Source organism: Paenibacillus sp. BK720, from assembly GCF_011761545.1.
GTDB lineage: Bacteria > Bacillota > Bacilli > Paenibacillales > Paenibacillaceae > Pristimantibacillus.
The window spans coordinates 651526-668668 of record NZ_JAASRQ010000004.1 but is presented as its reverse complement, the minus strand read 5'-3'; the positions used below and the strand labels follow the sequence as shown (position 1 = coordinate 668668).

General features: G+C 50.8%; 13 protein-coding genes. 6 read left to right on the top strand and 7 right to left on the bottom strand.

Features of this window, described 5'->3' with window-relative positions; translation table 11 throughout:
- Positions 1–4: 4 nt before the first annotated feature.
- A complete protein-coding gene (locus FHT67_RS18570) occupies positions 5–1933 on the bottom strand; it encodes an LTA synthase family protein (protein ID WP_481856719.1) in 1929 nt (642 codons plus the stop codon).
- A 433-nt stretch (positions 1934–2366) separates the two neighbouring features.
- Here FHT67_RS18570 and FHT67_RS18565 point away from each other — a divergent pair, with 433 nt between their 5' ends.
- Positions 2367–3509: a transglutaminase domain-containing protein gene (locus tag FHT67_RS18565; protein WP_167200561.1), complete on the top strand. Its 1143-nt coding sequence runs from the start codon at positions 2367–2369 to the stop codon at positions 3507–3509.
- Between the two features lie 326 nt (positions 3510–3835).
- Here the strand turns inward: FHT67_RS18565 and FHT67_RS18560 are convergent, their stop codons facing one another.
- Entirely contained in the window at positions 3836–4984 is a 1149-nt protein-coding gene (locus FHT67_RS18560; RefSeq protein ID WP_167200559.1) for a virulence factor, read from the bottom strand.
- Between the two features lie 215 nt (positions 4985–5199).
- Here FHT67_RS18560 and FHT67_RS18555 point away from each other — a divergent pair, with 215 nt between their 5' ends.
- From FHT67_RS18555 to FHT67_RS18540, 4 genes are all read left to right on the top strand, one after another.
- Positions 5200–6117, top strand: coding sequence for an MBL fold metallo-hydrolase (locus tag FHT67_RS18555; RefSeq protein ID WP_167200746.1), 918 nt, complete (start codon positions 5200–5202; stop codon positions 6115–6117).
- 158 nt (positions 6118–6275) lie between these two features.
- Entirely contained in the window at positions 6276–7346 is a 1071-nt protein-coding gene (locus tag FHT67_RS18550) for a Gfo/Idh/MocA family protein (RefSeq protein ID WP_132312016.1), read from the top strand.
- Between the two features lie 138 nt (positions 7347–7484).
- Positions 7485–9104 (top strand): ABC-F family ATP-binding cassette domain-containing protein, encoded by a 1620-nt coding sequence (locus FHT67_RS18545; protein ID WP_132312017.1) that lies wholly within the window; start codon positions 7485–7487, stop codon positions 9102–9104.
- A gap of 121 nt (positions 9105–9225) precedes the next feature.
- Positions 9226–10122, top strand: coding sequence for a cation diffusion facilitator family transporter (locus FHT67_RS18540; protein ID WP_132312019.1), 897 nt, complete (start codon positions 9226–9228; stop codon positions 10120–10122).
- Between the two features lie 48 nt (positions 10123–10170).
- On the opposite strand, the gene FHT67_RS18535 is transcribed toward FHT67_RS18540, so the two are convergent.
- The 5 genes from FHT67_RS18535 to FHT67_RS18515 all read right to left on the bottom strand — a co-directional run bounded on the left by FHT67_RS18535 (position 10171) and on the right by FHT67_RS18515 (position 16450).
- Entirely contained in the window at positions 10171–11355 is a 1185-nt protein-coding gene (locus tag FHT67_RS18535) for an acyltransferase (protein ID WP_167200557.1), read from the bottom strand.
- Between the two features lie 232 nt (positions 11356–11587).
- Positions 11588–12439: a polysaccharide deacetylase family protein gene (locus FHT67_RS18530; RefSeq protein WP_208403385.1), complete on the bottom strand. Its 852-nt coding sequence runs from the start codon at positions 12437–12439 to the stop codon at positions 11588–11590.
- 29 nt (positions 12440–12468) lie between these two features.
- Positions 12469–13665 (bottom strand): acyltransferase, encoded by a 1197-nt coding sequence (locus FHT67_RS18525; protein ID WP_167200553.1) that lies wholly within the window; start codon positions 13663–13665, stop codon positions 12469–12471.
- Positions 13666–13801: 136 nt separating this feature from the next.
- Positions 13802–15217, bottom strand: a complete 1416-nt coding sequence (locus FHT67_RS18520) for an NAD-dependent malic enzyme (RefSeq protein WP_132312027.1) — start codon at positions 15215–15217, stop codon at positions 13802–13804.
- Positions 15218–15334: 117 nt separating this feature from the next.
- The gene (locus tag FHT67_RS18515) at positions 15335–16450 is read right to left on the bottom strand and encodes an MGDG synthase family glycosyltransferase (RefSeq protein WP_132312029.1); all 1116 of its coding nucleotides are present in this window, start codon (positions 16448–16450) and stop codon (positions 15335–15337) included.
- Positions 16451–16739: 289 nt separating this feature from the next.
- Here FHT67_RS18515 and FHT67_RS18510 point away from each other — a divergent pair, with 289 nt between their 5' ends.
- Positions 16740–17126, top strand: coding sequence for a kinase-associated lipoprotein B (locus tag FHT67_RS18510; RefSeq protein WP_132312031.1), 387 nt, complete (start codon positions 16740–16742; stop codon positions 17124–17126).
- Positions 17127–17143 lie beyond the last annotated feature (17 nt).

Below are 17143 nucleotides of genomic sequence, written 5' to 3'. Positions count from 1 at the left end.
AGGTTTATTTTGCCGATGCAACTTGCTTCGTATCGTCCGCCGGCGTAACTTTCTTATTCCATTCCGGCAGCGAAGCGACATATTCGTCCGACATGCTGATCAGTCGGTGTGCTCTCGTAAAGGTGTCCTCCGTATCCTGCGGCGTTGTGACCGGACCGCCCGAGATCGGATAGGTGATGCCGTCCGCGTAACCCGAGCCCGGCACAAACGCGCCTTTGTCGGTGATAAAGGAACCGGTAGGGAGATAGTAACGTTCAGGCAAAATATTGCTTGTATGATTGAGCAGATCCTGACCGAAGTGGACCTGATCCTTAAGCGAGACGCCAATCAGGTTCGAGATGGTCGGGAAAATATCCGACTGTCCGCCGACCTGAGGGAAGACCTGAGGAGTTTGATTCGGCACGGACATAATCAGCGGGATATTCATCATATCCGGCAGCGTGTAGTCACGGCCGTAGATTTCCTTCATCAGCTTCTTCTCGTTGTTGTTCAGGGAGTAAATCGGCAGTCCTTGATGGTCGCCGTACAAGACGATTACGCTGTTATCCCAGACGCCGTTTTTCTTCAGCTCGTCGATCAATTGGCCAAGCGCGTAATCCGCGTAGTTCTGGGCTTCAATGTAATCGCCGACAAGCGTATTTTTGTAACGGTCCGGCAGTTCCATCTTGTATTTGCTTTCCGGAATGCGGAACGGATGATGGCCGGACATGGAAATCAGCTGCACATAGAACGGCTGGCCGGTCTGCTGCATGCGCGCAAGCTCGTCGGCCGTCTTCGCGTACAGCACTTCATCGGAAGGACCAAACGCAACGGGATCCTCTTTGCCAAAGAACCGGTCATCATAATATTTGCCCCAGCCAAGCGCTTTATACAGCTGGTCACGATTCCAGAACATAACATTGTTGGTATGGAAGGTTGCCGTCTGGTAGCCGTTTGCGGCAAAGGCCTTCGGCATGCTTGGCAGCTCCTTGCCCGCATACACCTCGGAAGCCGCGCCATTAGGCGGCACGTAAAGCGATGTGTTCACGACAAACTCGGCATCCGCCGTATTGCCTTGACCCACTTGCTGGAAGAAATGCGGGAAGTAGAAATGATCCGCAGCCAGCTTATTCATATTCGGCGTAATTTCTTTGCCGTCGATTTTCAAGTTGATGAGGAAATTCTGGAAAGCTTCAAGCTGAATCACGATAACGTTTTTCCCTTTGGCCGCTTCCCAATAGGCAGGCTGCGCCGGCTGGGCGCTTCCTTTTTCCTGCACGACCATTGCGGGGGTTACTTCCTCCGCGTTAATCGGCAAGTCCTTGGAAGGAGCGAATGTCGCATAGATCTCGTAATTCAGAATTCCCATGTTTTTCGCCTGCTGGAATTCGTTCATATCCTGACGGTATGGAACAATGGCAGTCGCGCATGCGGCAACCGCAAGCACTTGTCCAGCCACGAACCAGCTCCTTCTGCCTTTGACCGATAGCGTGCGGGTCCAGGCGCGGAATCGTTTGCTGCTGGCGAACATGACAAACAGGAATACGATATCCGTAAAGATAAACAGGAAGTAAGGATCCATCAGCGAGAAGACGCTGCTGTTCACTTCGCCTACCTGGTTCACCTGGCGCAGTTCATGATAAGTAACGATAACGCCGAAATATTTGTAGTACATAATAACCGCGAAATAAATGCCGGTTAGAATGAGGTCGAGGATCAGGTAGGTCATAAACTTCTTCCTGTATGCGAAAGCCTCGATAAGACAGAAAATAAATCCGATTGATGAAATGCCGGTCAACAGCATTTTAATGATATCACCCGTACCGCCATCGAACACGATGATCCAGACGAGGAGCATTTTTAGAATCATAATGATGGAAAAAACAACAAATGGCTTATTCAGCAGCGCTTTCCACCGATATCCGTTAGTCAAAACGAATCGTCTCCCTTTCATTCAGTTAATTACCAGGGGTAAACTGTATAATATGAACGGCTGCTCCCGTTTGTACGGATTTCAGCTCGCGACTTGCGGGATTAGTAATAGGGTTGTTCAAAATCGTACGATCATGCATGCCAGCAGACGAAAAAGTGCTGCGGGGTCGCTTGACGGGAAATCATCAAAGCATCAACCTCCGAGCACGGGTGTACGAAGACTCTATTAATTACTTATTACTATAATTCATGAAGAGAAAGAAAAGCAAGACAACCTGACGTTAAGCCAGCATTTGCATGGGTTAACAACGAAATCTTATCTTGCCATAGCTGAAAATAGCGTTATGATGGAGATAGATTCATATCCTTTATATTTTAGGTACTGTAGTGTTTATCACGATTGGGAATCGCATAAAATAAGAAAGAAACTAATATTCCCTAAGCGGGAGGTACCTATGCGAACAACAGGTTGGAAAATAGCGACAGTAGCAGCGTTGGTTGCCGTTGCCATTGGTTTAAACATGAAGTCCGATCTGTTCTCCGTTTTCGCGTCCGCGTCGAGCGGCGGAGGCGGCACGATCGATCAGCTCGAGGATGAACTGGCATCGCAATTTCAAAGCAGATCCGAGCATTTTACGCTTCAATATAAAGGAGACAAGCACAAGCTTTCCGACGGCTTGCAAAATACGATTAATCTGGCGCTTGCGCAGGACGATTACACCGCGTATATCCTTGATTCCTATCTTTATACCATCCGCAGCTGGGGCAATCTGTCCACCATCAAGCTGGAGGCCAGATACCGCGAGACGACGGACCAGACCGCTGCCGTTGACGCAATGGTGAGCAAAGCGATCAAGCAGATTATTACTCCGCAGATGAACGAGCACGAGAAGGTGAAGGCAATCCATGACTGGATTGTAGGCAGATTGCAGTACGACGAAACCTTGAAGCATTATACCGCTTACGATGCTCTCACAACGGGAACGGCCGTATGTCAAGGTTATTCGCTTCTAGCCTATAAAATGCTAAAGGCTGTCGGAATTCCGGTTCTCATTGCCGAGGGCAAGGTAAAAACCGGCGATCATGCCTGGAATATGGTGCAGCTCGGCGGCAATTGGTATCATCTCGATATGACCTGGGATGACCCCGTCGTGAAGCAGGCCGGCACGCAGCAGACGGAGTCCCGCCTGAGCTATAACTATTATTTGAAGACGGATGACGAGATGCGCGTCGATCATCAATGGGTTAAAACGTATCCAACGGCAAACCATTCGTACGGCAGCGAGCTAGCCAAGCTGAAGAGCACGGACAGCGGGAAGGCGGATGTCTATGCGAAGCTTATTACCGATCTAGGCCTGCACTGGACGGAGCCTGACAACACGGTAGCCAGCCTGGTGGAGCTGGAGCAGGAGATCCGCGAGGCCGTGATGGAGCAGCAGACGGGCATGAAGTTCCGTTATTTGAATGGCTCGCAGCTTGCGACCGATCTGTCGACGGCCTTCAAGGTAGCGCATGTGGCCGTTCGTTATTCGGCCCGTTACGAGCCGTACGGCAACGACGGTTCGATGCTGGTGCAGGTCCAGCTGGATTATCAATAATAAGCCTAAAGAACAGGAAAGAGCATTCGCTTGTAATGAAGCGAATGCTCTTTTTGTGCGCTGCGATTGCTATGCCTGCAAAGGTGGCCGGGCTGTACGCTTTATATACTGCAGTATAATTGCCCGTATAGAGGTTAAGTTCAGAGTGTGCTTTCTGAAGTATATAGCCAACACAGGCTTAAAAAGTAAAGATTTGAGGTATTATATTGTACTTCGTGCAGCGTAAATCCGCTTTTCCCGCGAAATTGCTCCAGTATAGCATTAGATGCAACGCAGCGTGCAACTTCGCATCCGGACTTAAGCTCAAATACGGCATGCAATTACTCTCATTGCTGCTGCTCGCGGCTTCGGGCAGCGGTCATCTGCTGCCATACCGAGCCGGCCGCTTCCTCGCCGCGCTCGATTCGTTCAAGCGCCATTTGCGCTTGCAGCTGGATCTCGAACTCGGCGTCCTTCGCTGCCACGCGCAGCGCTTCAACGGCGCTCTCGTCGCCGGCTTCGTACAGGAAGCGCGCCGCGCGCCAGCGGACGAGCTTGTTCGGATCGCGCAGCGCATCAATCATCGGGCCGGTTGCGGCCGGATCGCCCCAATCGGACAACGTATCGCCGGCCGTACGGCGCACGGACACGGATTTGTCGCGCAGCGCCTCGAACAGGTAAGGCATAGCCTCCGGCGTGCGCAGATCGCCAAGATAAACGACGGCAAGACGGCGGATCGACATGTTCTCGTCATGCAGGGCTTTGGCAATCAGCGGCAGCAGCTCAGGCTCCGGAGCCATCCGCTCCAGCGCGGCGTAACGGACCTGCCATTCCGGCGATTCGAGGCGTTCGGCGATTTCTTCGCCGGACAGCGGAGCCGGTCTGGCGGGGGCAGTTGGCTCTTCGCCCGGACCTAATGCCTGAGCGGCGGAGATAAGCTCTTTCAGCCGGTCGGGCGTATAAGCAGCCTCCAGCTCCTTCACGATCTCGGCAGCAATTTCTTCAAGCTCGCCGTAACGGACGCCGAATTCCTCCAGCCTCCGCTCGCGGATCATCGATGCGCCGGCCGCTTCGGTTACGGCATCGGTGAACTTCTGCGGCAGCGCGGAGCGGGCTTCGCGCTCGCCATTCTTCACGCGTACCTGTATCGGAATGCCCCGGTACATTTGAACAAGCACATGCGCCTCGCCATAGCCCTCGGCAGCAAGCGCGGCTCCTGCCGCGGCGTCGCCGTCATTGCCGCCTTGCAGCAGCGCTCTCGCGTCGGCGAGAATACGCGCCCAGTCCGCGCTGGCAACACGGTCCAGCGCGATAAAGTCGGCCGTGCGGAAGATGCTGCGCACGCCTTCGATGGCGAGGAGGGCTTTCAGCGGCTCCGGCGCGGATTCGATTTCTTTTTTCGTATAGGATTGTCTGATGCCGCGCGGTAGCGATTCATCCACGTTCAGCTTCATGGAATTTGGACTTGGAGTCGGTTCTATTGAAATAAGTTTCATTTTCATTATGCCTCCCGTTCACTAACTTGAGCTTATAATCATAGTGTACATGAAAAAAACAGCTTACGCGAATACAGCTCCGCAGCAGTTGATTGGACATTCCCAAGTTGGTATCTTTAAATAACAGGGCTAGACAATCTGGGAGGGATGTACGGTTGAAGCAGAATAAATTTACGAAATTTACGAACAGCGAGCCGGTACAGCTGCAAAATTCCATGAAGCATCTACAACGATGGCGCCAGGAGCGTCTCCGTAAAATAAAAACGAAGGATTATTCCTATTCCGTTCCGAGCGTTGAGCCTGACCTTCCATTTTTGCATGAGAATCGGGCAAAGCCAACTTTGACATGGGTTGGGCATTCCACTTTCTTTATTCAGCTTGCCGGAAAAAATATCATCACCGATCCGGTATGGGCCGGGCAGATGGCTTTTCAGAGAAGATTGGCACCGCCGGGGCTGCCGATTGAAGACGTACCACCGGTTGATATCATCCTTATCTCTCATTCCCATTACGATCATCTTCATATCCAATCGCTCCGGCGTCTTCAGGGCAACAAGCTGCTGCTGGTACCCGCAGGGCTCCGAACGAAGCTCAGGCTGAAGGGATTTACGAATGTAAGGGAGCTGCATTGGTGGGAGTCGGTTGTTATGGACGGCATCCGCGTTACGTTTGTTCCCTCGCAGCATTGGACCCGCCGCAATCTGTGGGATATGAACAGCTCCCATTGGGGCGGTTGGGTTATGGAGCCGGTTCGGAAGGATTCCTTGGATCCAACGATCTATTTCGCGGGTGACAGCGGTTATTTTTCCGGTTTCAAGGAGATAGGCAGCCGTTTCGATATCGACGTCGCTTTAATGCCGATAGGCGCTTACGAGCCGGAATGGTTCATGGGACCTCAGCATGTGACGCCGGAAGAAGCGCTGCAAGCGTTCGGGGATACGGGTGCGAAATGGTTTGTGCCGATGCATTACGGGGCGTTCAAGCTTGCCGACGACACGCCTCGCGAGGCTCTGGACCGGCTTGCTAACGAGCGGGAACGAATTGGGCTGGATAAAGAACGCGTCCGAATTCTCCTTCATGGCGAAACTTGGCGCTGCCCAAGCCGCGAAAATAACAAACGAGAACAAGAGTAAGCCAAATAAGCACAGTGACTCTCCGGGGCAGGAGAGCTATACTTATGGATATATTGTTGCAATCGATTATGGCCCATGCCTTCGCAGCATGAATCAGCAGAAATGGCCAGAATATCGCCATTATGGTGATAATTCATTTTAGGAGGAAACTAGAGAACATGAGTCAGCCTATTCGTCTTGGCATAATTGGAGCAGGGGCTATCGGCAAGGTCCACTTGGAAACATTCGCGAAGGTTGGAGCGGAATCGGTCTACGTTGCCGCGATTACCGATGCTTATTTGCCGCTTGCCGCGCAAAGAGCGGAGGAGTTTGGCGTAAGAACGGTTCACGAGAACCCGCAGGCCCTGCTGGAGGATCCGGAAATCGATGCCGTGGTTATTGGCGTTCCGAACCAGTTCCATGCACCGCTCGCCATTGAAGCTTTAAAGCAGGGCAAGCATGTCTTGCTGGAAAAACCGATGGCGATTGATGCCGAGGCGGCCCGTACCATTTATGAAGCGCAGAAAGCTTCGGGCAAAGTGCTCATGATGGCGCAGCAAATGCGCTGGACCGGCATTAACCGTGCGATTAAAGCCCGTATAGAAAATGGCGATTTAGGCCGCATATATAATGTGAAGACGGGATGGTTCCGCAAAAAAGGAATCCCGGGCTGGGGCTCCTGGTTTACCCGCAAGGATATGGCGGGCGGCGGACCGCTTATCGATATCGGCGTTCATATGCTTGATCTGGCCCTTTATCTGATGGGCAATCCCAAGCCGGTATCCGTATACGGCTCCACTTATGCCGAGTTTGGTCCGGAACGCCGCGGTATCGGTACCTGGGGAACGCCAAACTGGGAAGGTTATTATGACGTTGAAGACCTTGCATCGGCGCTTATCAAGCTGGACAACGGCGCAACACTTTCGCTAGAAGTGAGCTGGGCGGCACATGCGGCTGGCTTGAGCCAAGATCCTTTCGTTCACCTTATGGGCAAGGAAGGCGGCGCGGCGCTTATTGGCAATGACGGGAAATTTGTAACCCATGCAGGCGACGAGGTTGTCGAGTCGAACATCGAGCCGCTTGAGGGCGAGGAAGACCGCGTCTTGCTGAGCAAGCATTTCGTGGAATGCATCAACGAAGGCAAGGAGCCGATTTCCTCCGCGCTGTCGGGCTACACCAACAGCCGCATTTTGGACGCGATTTACGAATCGTCCCGCACCGGCAACGAAGTGAAGCTGAACTGGGATTAATAGTAGCATTAAAAAGGCTGCCGAAAGTGGCAGTCTTTTTTGTTTATCTTTTGCCACAAGGTGTAATTGAACGTTCAGACTGTGGTATAATGGTTCGAGATAAATTGAGTTTGGAAGAGAAGGACGGGATTAAATACAATGATTAGTACAAGCGGCATAACGCTTCGCTTCGGGAAGAAGCCACTATTCGAAGATGTAAATATTAAATTTACGCCTGGCAACTGCTATGGCTTGATTGGCGCGAACGGCGCCGGTAAATCGACGTTTCTGAAAATTTTGTCCGGCGAGGTTGAACAGTCCAGCGGCGAAGTTCACATTACCCCGGGCGAGCGCCTTGCGGTACTCAAGCAGAACCATTTCGAATACGATGAGTTCAACGTCCTCGAAACGGTTATTATGGGCCACAAGAAGCTGTATGACGTCATGAAGGAGAAGGACGCCCTTTACGCGAAAGCGGACTTCACCGACGAAGACGGCATGCGCGCAGGCGAGCTGGAAGCCGAATTCGCCGACATGAACGGCTGGGAAGCGGAATCGCAAGCAGCTGAGATGCTGAACGGTCTTGGCATCACTCCGGATCTTCATGATAAGAAAATGTCTGAGCTGGGCGGCAACGAGAAAGTTCGCGTCTTGCTTGCGCAAGCGTTGTTCGGCGAGCCGAACATCCTGCTCCTCGATGAGCCTACCAACCATTTGGACATCGAATCGATCCGTTGGCTGGAGGATTTTCTGTCCGGCTATGAAGGCACCGTTGTGGTAGTCAGCCATGACCGTCACTTCCTGAACACCGTATGTACGCATATTGCGGACATCGACTTTGGCAAAATCCAAATGTACGTGGGCAACTACGACTTCTGGTACGAGTCTTCTCAGCTGGCTCTCGCGCTTCAACGCAGCGAGAACAAGAAGAAAGAAGACAAGATTAAAGAGCTCCAAGCGTTTGTCCAACGCTTTAGCGCGAATAAATCGAAGTCCAAGCAAGCGACTTCCCGTAAAAAATTGCTCGATAAAATTACGCTCGACGACATTCGTCCGTCGAACCGCAAGTATCCGTTCATCCAGTTCAAAGGCGAACGCGAAGCGGGCAAATCTTTGCTGCTTGTTGAAGGTCTGACGAAGACAATCGACGGCGAGAAGGTAATTGATAACTTGACGATTGCCGTGAACAAAGGCGACAAAATCGCTTTCGTTGGACCTAACGGCCTTCCGAAGACGGTGCTGTTCCAACTGCTGATGGGAGAGCTGGAGCCGGATTCCGGTTCGTATCAATGGGGCGTTACAACAACCCAAGGTTATTTCCCGAAAGACAATTCTCCTTACTTCGATGGCGTTGAGCTGAACCTCGTCGAATGGCTTCGTCAATATTCGAAGGATCCGGACGAAACGTTTATCCGCGGCTTCCTGGGCCGTATGCTCTTCTCCGGCGATGATGCGATGAAGAAAGCATCCGTTTTGTCCGGTGGCGAGAAAGTTCGCTGCATGCTTTCCAAAATCATGCTGAGCGGCGCAAACGTGTTTATCCTCGACGAGCCGACTAACCACTTGGACCTGGAGTCCATTACGGCGCTTAACAACGGTCTGACGGAAACGGATTGCACGGTCCTGTTTACTTCGCATGACCATCAGTTTGTGCAAACCATTGCGAACCGGATTATGGAGATTACGCCTAACGGCTTGATCGACAGAATGATGACTTACGACGAGTACCTTGAGAGCGAGGAGATTAAAGCTCTCCGCGAGCGTATGTACGCGGTATAATCGCATAGAGAGAGCTGTACAGTCTTTCCTGTACGGCTCTTTTTTTTCGTGTATGCATAAAAGCGCGCATAGGGTAAACACTGTTTCTTTAGACCCTATGAAATGAGGCCTGTTTACCGCAATGAATCAGTATGAAGAGATCAAGCAGGGCGAGAAGGGAGCCTTGGTGAGTATCGGGGCTTATATCGGGCTGTCGGCCATCAAGCTGGGCGCCGGCTATTGGTTTGCCTCCGGAGCGCTTGTTGCGGACGGTTTTAATAACCTGACGGATATTATCGCTTCGGTTGCCGTATTGATTGGCCTTCGCATCTCCCAAAAGCCGCCCGACAAGGATCATCCTTACGGGCATTTCCGGGCGGAGACGATCGCCGCTCTTATTGCGTCGTTTATCATGGCAACGGTAGGCTTGCAGGTCATTATCAACACGGTACGTTCTCTATTCTCCGGTCAGGAGACCGTGCCTTCGCTGACTTCGGCATGGGTTGCTTTGTTTGCGGCAGCCTGTATGGGTGCCGTATACCTCTATAACCGCAGGCTGGCAAGCCGAATCAATAACCAGGCTTTGCATGCGGCCGCAAAAGATAATTTGTCCGACACGCTTGTCAGTATCGGCGCGGCAGTCGGGATTATCGGCGCCCAGTTCGGCCTGCCTTGGCTGGATCCGGTGGCCGCGCTTGCGGTTGGCGCCATTATATGCAAAACCGCCTGGGATATTTTCTACAGCTCGACCCATGCGCTGACGGATGGTTTTGACGCCAAGGAGCTGATGACGCTGCGCTCCACGATAGAGGGGACGAAGGGCGTCAAATCCATTAAGGACATTAAGGCGCGCGTACACGGGAGCAATGTGCTCATCGACGTGATCGTGCAGGTTGATCCCGGTTTGACGCTTATTGAGAGTCATGGGATCAGCGATGAGATCGAGCGGCGGATGGAAGGCAAACATAATATCATGAGCGTCCATGTGCATGTGGAGCCGCATGAGGAGCCCTATCCCGGTTCCGGGCCTCTGCATTAGTCAAATAACCTTAGCCAAAGGGGCTAAGGTTATTTGGGTTTGAATGCATTATGACTCTAGCCGACTCTCCGGTTGAACCGGTTGTAACGGGCGATGCTGCTTCTTGGGAAGGTTGCCGAAGGCGATCCAGTTAAACGGCACATAACGGGCGAAGAAGCCAACAACGATCCAGGATGCAACCAGAGCGATAAAGAAGCCGCCTAGATACCACAGATGAAGCAGCCAGGCTGTACCCGTATCAAGCGGATACTGTCGGTAGATCAGCAGGAAAAACGGATGAATCAGGTAAACGCCAAACGATAAAACACCAAGTCTTGCGATCAGTCCGCTTAAAACCTTCGGCAGTTTCCTGGATAGAATAAATGCCAATTGCAATAAAACAATGGTTGTCAGTATACCGTGAACGTTCCATACAAAATCGAACAACGTAGTATTATACGCAGCCCGGTTAAGCCTAGTCTCATAATACAGATACGCATGCGTTAAGCCGGCAGCGATCCAGCATGTCCACAGGACGGTCCAGGTAACGATCCGGACTGCAGTGGCATGATTCCTTGCGATGATAATCCATGCTTTAAGCTTTGGATAATAGATTCCTAGGGCAGCGCCAAGCAAATAATACGAAAAGTAGGAAAAGGACCAGCTGCCGCGATTCGCCACCGGCGTCTCCAAGCCGTATTTGTTGAACAGGATGAATCCCCATTGGAGGACAAAACCTGCCGGAACCGCCCATATGACCGTTCTGGAATATTTTTTCATCAGCCATAAGAAAAAGGGGAACATCAGATAAAATTGAATATTGATAAACACGAAATACAGATGCGTATAAGCCTTTCCGGTAAGGATTTTATCGATAAAAAGATGAATTTCTGTCGATAGAGAGCGGTCCGAATAATATAGGTAATGAGATATCGTAAAGTAAAACAAGGAGAAGACCAAATACGGAATAATAATGTACAGCAGCCGCTTTTTATAAAAGCTCGCCAGCAATTGCTTGTCCAGCGGCCTAGAATAATAGTTATAAAAGAGAACGAAGCTGCTGACAAATATAAAGGTGGTTGTACCAATCTTCATGAAAATATTGAAAAAATTATACAGGAAAAAGTAATTCGAATTCACCATTTCGACAGTGGCAAACGAAGTGGAGTGGACGGACAGGACACCGATAATAGCCATCGCCCTTACAAGCGACAGTTCGGGAATAGGGTCTCTTTTCTGAAGGTCTAGTGACATGTGAACATGTATCCTTTCATAATGGCATGCTGTCGACCTAGCCAGTATAGTATAGGAAAGTTTAAGCGGACAACTTATTTTAATCTTAAAAACTTAACTAAAACTTAAGTGGATTTTAAGTATTAAAAGGGATTTCTTCTCGAATTAAGCCTTCATGAAAGATTAAAAGCCCTTGGTCCTTCCGATTGGAGGACCAAGGGCTTTAAGTTTTACAGCTCTGTTTCTTAAGAGATTATCCGTATTTCTTCAACATCGCGAGGAATTTGTTGCCCGAGAGTGCCGGCGTTCCGGCGTTCAGGCGGAACGCTTCGTCCGATCCCGGTCTGTTAATGCCGGGATGCACGGTGAAGAATAAGGTGACGCCTGCATTTTTCTCAAGCTGCTTCGCCGTCGGGCTGAAAGCGCCGTAAGGGAAGGCAAGCATCTGACGCGTATTGTTCAGCTCTTCCTTCAGCCGTTTTTCCATCAGCTGGGCATCCGCTTCAACGCGCGCCATGTATTCCTTCTTCGTCTCTACGCGGCCCTTGTCAGGCAGGTAAATCGGATTGCTCAGCATAGGGCCTTTTTTCTTTCCGTTCTTATCAAGCGGAGCATAGTCATGCTGGTTGTACGTATGGCTGTAGAAGCTGAAGCCTTCGCCTTTTAGCTTGCGCATCGTGTCCCAGGTCAAGTGCTTCGTGTGTACGTTTTGATTGTCGCTGCTTGAGCCAATGACGAAGTGCGTGGCCGGAAAATTGTACTTTTTCAAAATGGGAACCGCATATTGGTCAAAGCTTTCGTACCCGTCGTCAAAGGTAATAACAACGGCGTTATCCGGCACTTTCGCTTTGTGCTGCATGAAATCCTCGAACTGCTCTATGCTGATTACATGATAGCCGTTTTCCTTCAGAAGCTTCATATGAGTCCCGAAACGGCTCGGTGAAATCGTTGCTCCGCTTTCTTTCGCATCAATATGATGATACATAAGGACGATAACCTTGTTCTTGTAATGCAAAGGTTTGTTGGCGGAAGCCTCAAGCTGGTATTGGGACACCGGCCAAGTGATCGCAATGGCGATGACGAGGAGTGCAGCAATCACTTTCATTCTCACAACTTATTCCTCCTAAGGATGTATTACGCGTCCAGCTGTCTTTCCGGCATAACCGGCTTAGAAGGCCGTTTATTGGGCTTTGGCAGATTGCCGAAAGCGATCCAGTTAAATGGCACATAACGGGCGAAGAAACCAACGACGATCCAGGATGCGATCAGGGCAAGCGCGAAGCCGCCGAGATACCAAAGATGAAGCAGCCATGCCGTACCCGTATGAAGCGGGTATTCCCGGTACAGAAGCAGGAAGAATGGATGAATCAGGTATACGCCAAACGATAAAGCGCCAAGTCTTGAGATGACCTTGGTTAGGACCTTCGGCAGCTTCTTGGACATAACAAACGCTATTTGCAATAAAACAAGTGCCGTTAGCACCCCATGAATATTCCACACCAGATCGAACAATGTAGTGTTGAACGATTTCAGGTGAAGCCTGGTCTCGTAATACAAATACACGTGGGCCAAGCCTGCCGCGAACCACAGCACCCAAAGAGCAATCCATGTTGCGACGCGGGCGTTTGTGGCATGGTTCCTGGCAATAATAATCCATTCTTTGATTTTCGGATAATAGATTCCTAGAGCGGCGCCAAGCAGGTAATACGAGAAATACGAGAACGACCAGCTGCCGCGGTTAGGAACGCCTGGAGCAGGAAGCACGTGCTTGTTGATGATAAAAAAGGCCCATTGAATGGCGATCCCCGCGGGAATGGCCCATTTGATCGTGCGCGGATATTTTTTCATCAGCCACAGGAACAACGGAAACATCAGATAGAACTGTATGTTTATATACACGAAATATAAATGCGTATAAGCCTTGCCGGTAAGTATTTTATCGATAAAATTATGGATTTCCGTTGACAGGGACCGGTCCTGATAATAAAGGAAATGCAATACCGCAAAATAAAACAAAGAGAAGACCAAATACGGAATAATAATGTACAACAGCCGTTTCTTATAGAAGCTTCCGAGCAGCTGCTTGTCCAAAGGGCGGGTATAGTAATTATAGAAGAGGACAAAGCTGCTTAGGAAAATAAAGGTTGTTGTTCCGATTTTCATGAAAATATTGAAAAAGTTATAAAGAAAAAAATAGTTCGAATCCACCATGGTCACGGTGGCGAACGAAGTGGAATGGACGGACAGGACGCCTATGATAGCCATTGCCCGTACGAGTAGCAGCTGGGGAATATTGTCCCTTTTCTGCAAGGTTGGTGAAGCCGTAGCCATTCGTTATACATCCTTCCTAAGGTTTAAGCTATTAACCTAGTAACCTAGTCATTATAGTATAAACGAAAGGGCATATACAACAATTTGTCTTAATCTCCCAGTTGAGATTAAGACAAATATTGTTATATTCCTTGTTTTATTCTCTTGGTCTTCTGCGGGCTGCTCCGCTGTCCTGCGCAGCTTGAATCACTCTTTTGCGGACCTCTTCAACCACTCTTGCATTAAAGACGCTTGGAATAATATAGAACCTGCTCAGCTCATCCTCGTTGATGACCGAGGCGATCGCTTCGGCTGCGGCAAGCTTCATCTGCTCGTTGATCGTGACGGCACGGCTGTCCAGCGCCCCCCGGAAAATGCCGGGAAAGCAGAGGACGTTGTTAATCTGATTCGGATAGTCGCTTCTTCCCGTGGCCATGACAGCTACGATATCTTCGGCCAGCTCGGGCCGGATCTCGGGTTCGGGATTGGCCATGGCGAACACGATAGGCTCGGGAGCCATCGATTGAATATGCTCCCGGGTCAAAATGCCGCCGGCGGATACCCCTATAAATACATCGGCATTAGCGAGCGCTTCTGTTAGACCTCCGCTGATTCTCGCCTCGTTGGTATTCTCCGCGTACCATTGCCACATCGGATGGCTGTAGGTTTTGTCTGCCGTCAGAATCCCTTCGCGGTCAACCCCTACAATATGCTTGGCTCCGCCGGCCAGCAGCATTTTCGTGCATGCCGTTCCGGCGGCTCCGATTCCGCAAACGACAAACCGCGTATCTTCGATTTTGCGTTTCGTCAGCTTAAGGGCGTTCAAAAGCCCCGCGTACAGGACGACGGCCGTCCCGTGCTGATCGTCATGGAAAACCGGGATATCAAGCTCTTCCCGCAGCCTGCGTTCAATCTCGAAGCAGCGAGGCGCGGATATATCCTCCAGGTTAATGCCGCCGAAGGCCGGGGCAAGATGCTTGATCGACGCGATAATCTGCTCGGTATCCTGGGTGTCGAGGCAGATCGGGAAGGCGTCCACGTCCGCAAACTGCTTGAACAGCATGGCTTTGCCTTCCATAACGGGCATGGCCGCATAAGGGCCGATATTGCCAAGGCCAAGCACCGCGCTCCCGTCGGAAACGACGGCAACCGTATTGCGTTTGATGGTGAGAGTGAATGCCTTCTTGGGATCGGCTTCAATGGCTTGGCAGACCCTCGCGACATCCGGCGTATACACGCGGGATAAATCATCCCGGTTTTGAATGGGGGTTTTTGGCTGTATCGTTATTTTTCCGCCAAGATGCAAAAGAAAAGTGCGGTCGGATACATGCCGGAGGCGAATGCCCGGCACGCTCTGAAGAGCGGCTTGCAGCCGTTCGGCAGCACCGGCTTCCGCAATCTTGACCGTCAAGTCCCGTATGCTGATCTGCTTGTCGGTTTGAATGACGTCAATGGCTACAATATCCCCGCCTGCCGCTTCGATGGCGGAGACGGCTTTGCCGAAATACGCCTGCTGGGTATCGATCTCGAGACGCAGAATGATTGTTTTTCCGTCCATGCTCCGTTCCTTCATCCTAATCCGCTCCCTTTGCTATTCGACTGCGATTCACGTATCCTTCTCTATAATAACAATAACCGGAAAAGGTTTGTACTATTCGAGCGGGGGAGGATTTGTGCAAGCAAAAAGCCGTCATTGCAACAGCTGCAAGACGGCTTTAGGACAAGTAAGCGGATTATATTCTTCGTTTCTTTTATTGATCAGGGTCTGGCGGTAGCTTGCCGAAGCTTCGGGCTGCTGAATGACGGCCATCCATTTGTCAACCGTTTCGGTCGTCTCCAGCATTTCGCCGAAGCCGTGTTTGATGAAATATTCGCAGTTCTGCTCTTCCTGCCCGGGAATCGGCTCGTAGAACAGCATCGGAATGCCTTTGCTCATCCCCTCCGTGCAGGTCATCCCGCCGGGCTTGGTTACGAGAACATCCGCCACATCCATCAGTTTGCTGACTTCTTTGGTGAATCCGATAATCCGGATGTTGTCATGCCTGAACCTGGGATTCGAAAGCATTTTCTCTTTCACCTTGTCGTTATTGCCTACGCAAAAAATAAATTGAACGCGTTCGCGCCACTCTGTCATATATTCCAGCAGGCTGTCTTCATACATAAGACCCCAGCCGCCGCCCATAATAAGGACGGTAGGAAGCGCCTTAAGCCCAAACTGTTCTCTGATCTGGGCCTTGTCGTAGGTTTTCCAGAAATGAGGATGGACGGGAATGCCGGTTACGGCAATCCGGCTCTCCGGCACGCTGTGTTTAATGAGCTTGTCCTTCACCAGGGAAGAGGAGACAAGGAACTTGTTCACTTCCTGGTTCACCCATGAACCGTGCGCATCGTAATCGGTAATGACGGTGCATAGCTTTATGTCCAGCCCAAGCCGCTTCAGGCGGCTGACAACCGCATTCGGAACAGGATGAGTACAAATAACGAGATCCGGCTTAAGTTGGGCGATAACCTGCGAAGTATGGGTATAGAACATACGGTGGAGCGCAAGCTGCATGAATCGGTTTAGCGATTTTTTATAATTGCTGCGGTACATCAGGCCAACCATCTTGGGCTGTCTGCTCACCGTTTTGCGATAGGCGGAAATAATTAAAGGTCCTAGCACGGGATTAAGAAAATTGCCCAGCTCCATCACGCGGGTCTGTATATCCGGGTTGAGCTGGCGCAGGCCTGCTGCCAAGGCATGCGCGGCTTGCGTGTGCCCTGATCCGAATCCTTCGGAGAGCAGGAGCACTCTTTTCTTACGCATAATGTCACCTACTTTTCTAGTTCCATATTACGACTCTGCTCGATTTAAAACAAGTCATCCTGCTATTGAAGTTGCAGGGAGATAGTCCTACCCTAGGGCTCTCTCCGCCGCAAACGGGAAATCACGGGTTGCTTTGCAAGAAAACATTCTTATATGATATGGTGAATTTCTGTCGGATGAAGAAAAAGCCGATCAATGTACTAAGCGGTATTATAGCACATTGGAAATAAGTAGCGAGCATTCGAATGTGCAAAATAGGCTAATCAATTTTTTGGGAGGAATCATACATATGCAAGAAAATCGAGATTTTGTCGTTCCGGGAGCGCTGGCCAAGGCGGATGTCAGATCCGGGCAATATATTGGCGAGATTGTCGAAGTAAACGGGCCGCGCGCGGTCTTCAAGGTGCTGGCAGTATCGAAGCATCCGGAGCAGGGAGACCTGCATCATCCTTATAATCCGGACGTGGCGATGTTTCATGAGCGCAGGGCATTGAGCTATACGGAAAAAACGAATGTGCTGCTTCGCGATTTGAAGCCGTTTGAAGGGGAAGTGCCGGACTACAGCGCCTCCCTGCAGGAGGCGGTTGCAGCCCAGATCGCCGCGCTGGACCGTCTGATGCGTTGGTCCGCGCGCGGGCTGGAAATTTTGAAGGAATTACGGAAGGAATATAAGTAACTAGAATAATTTCTTCT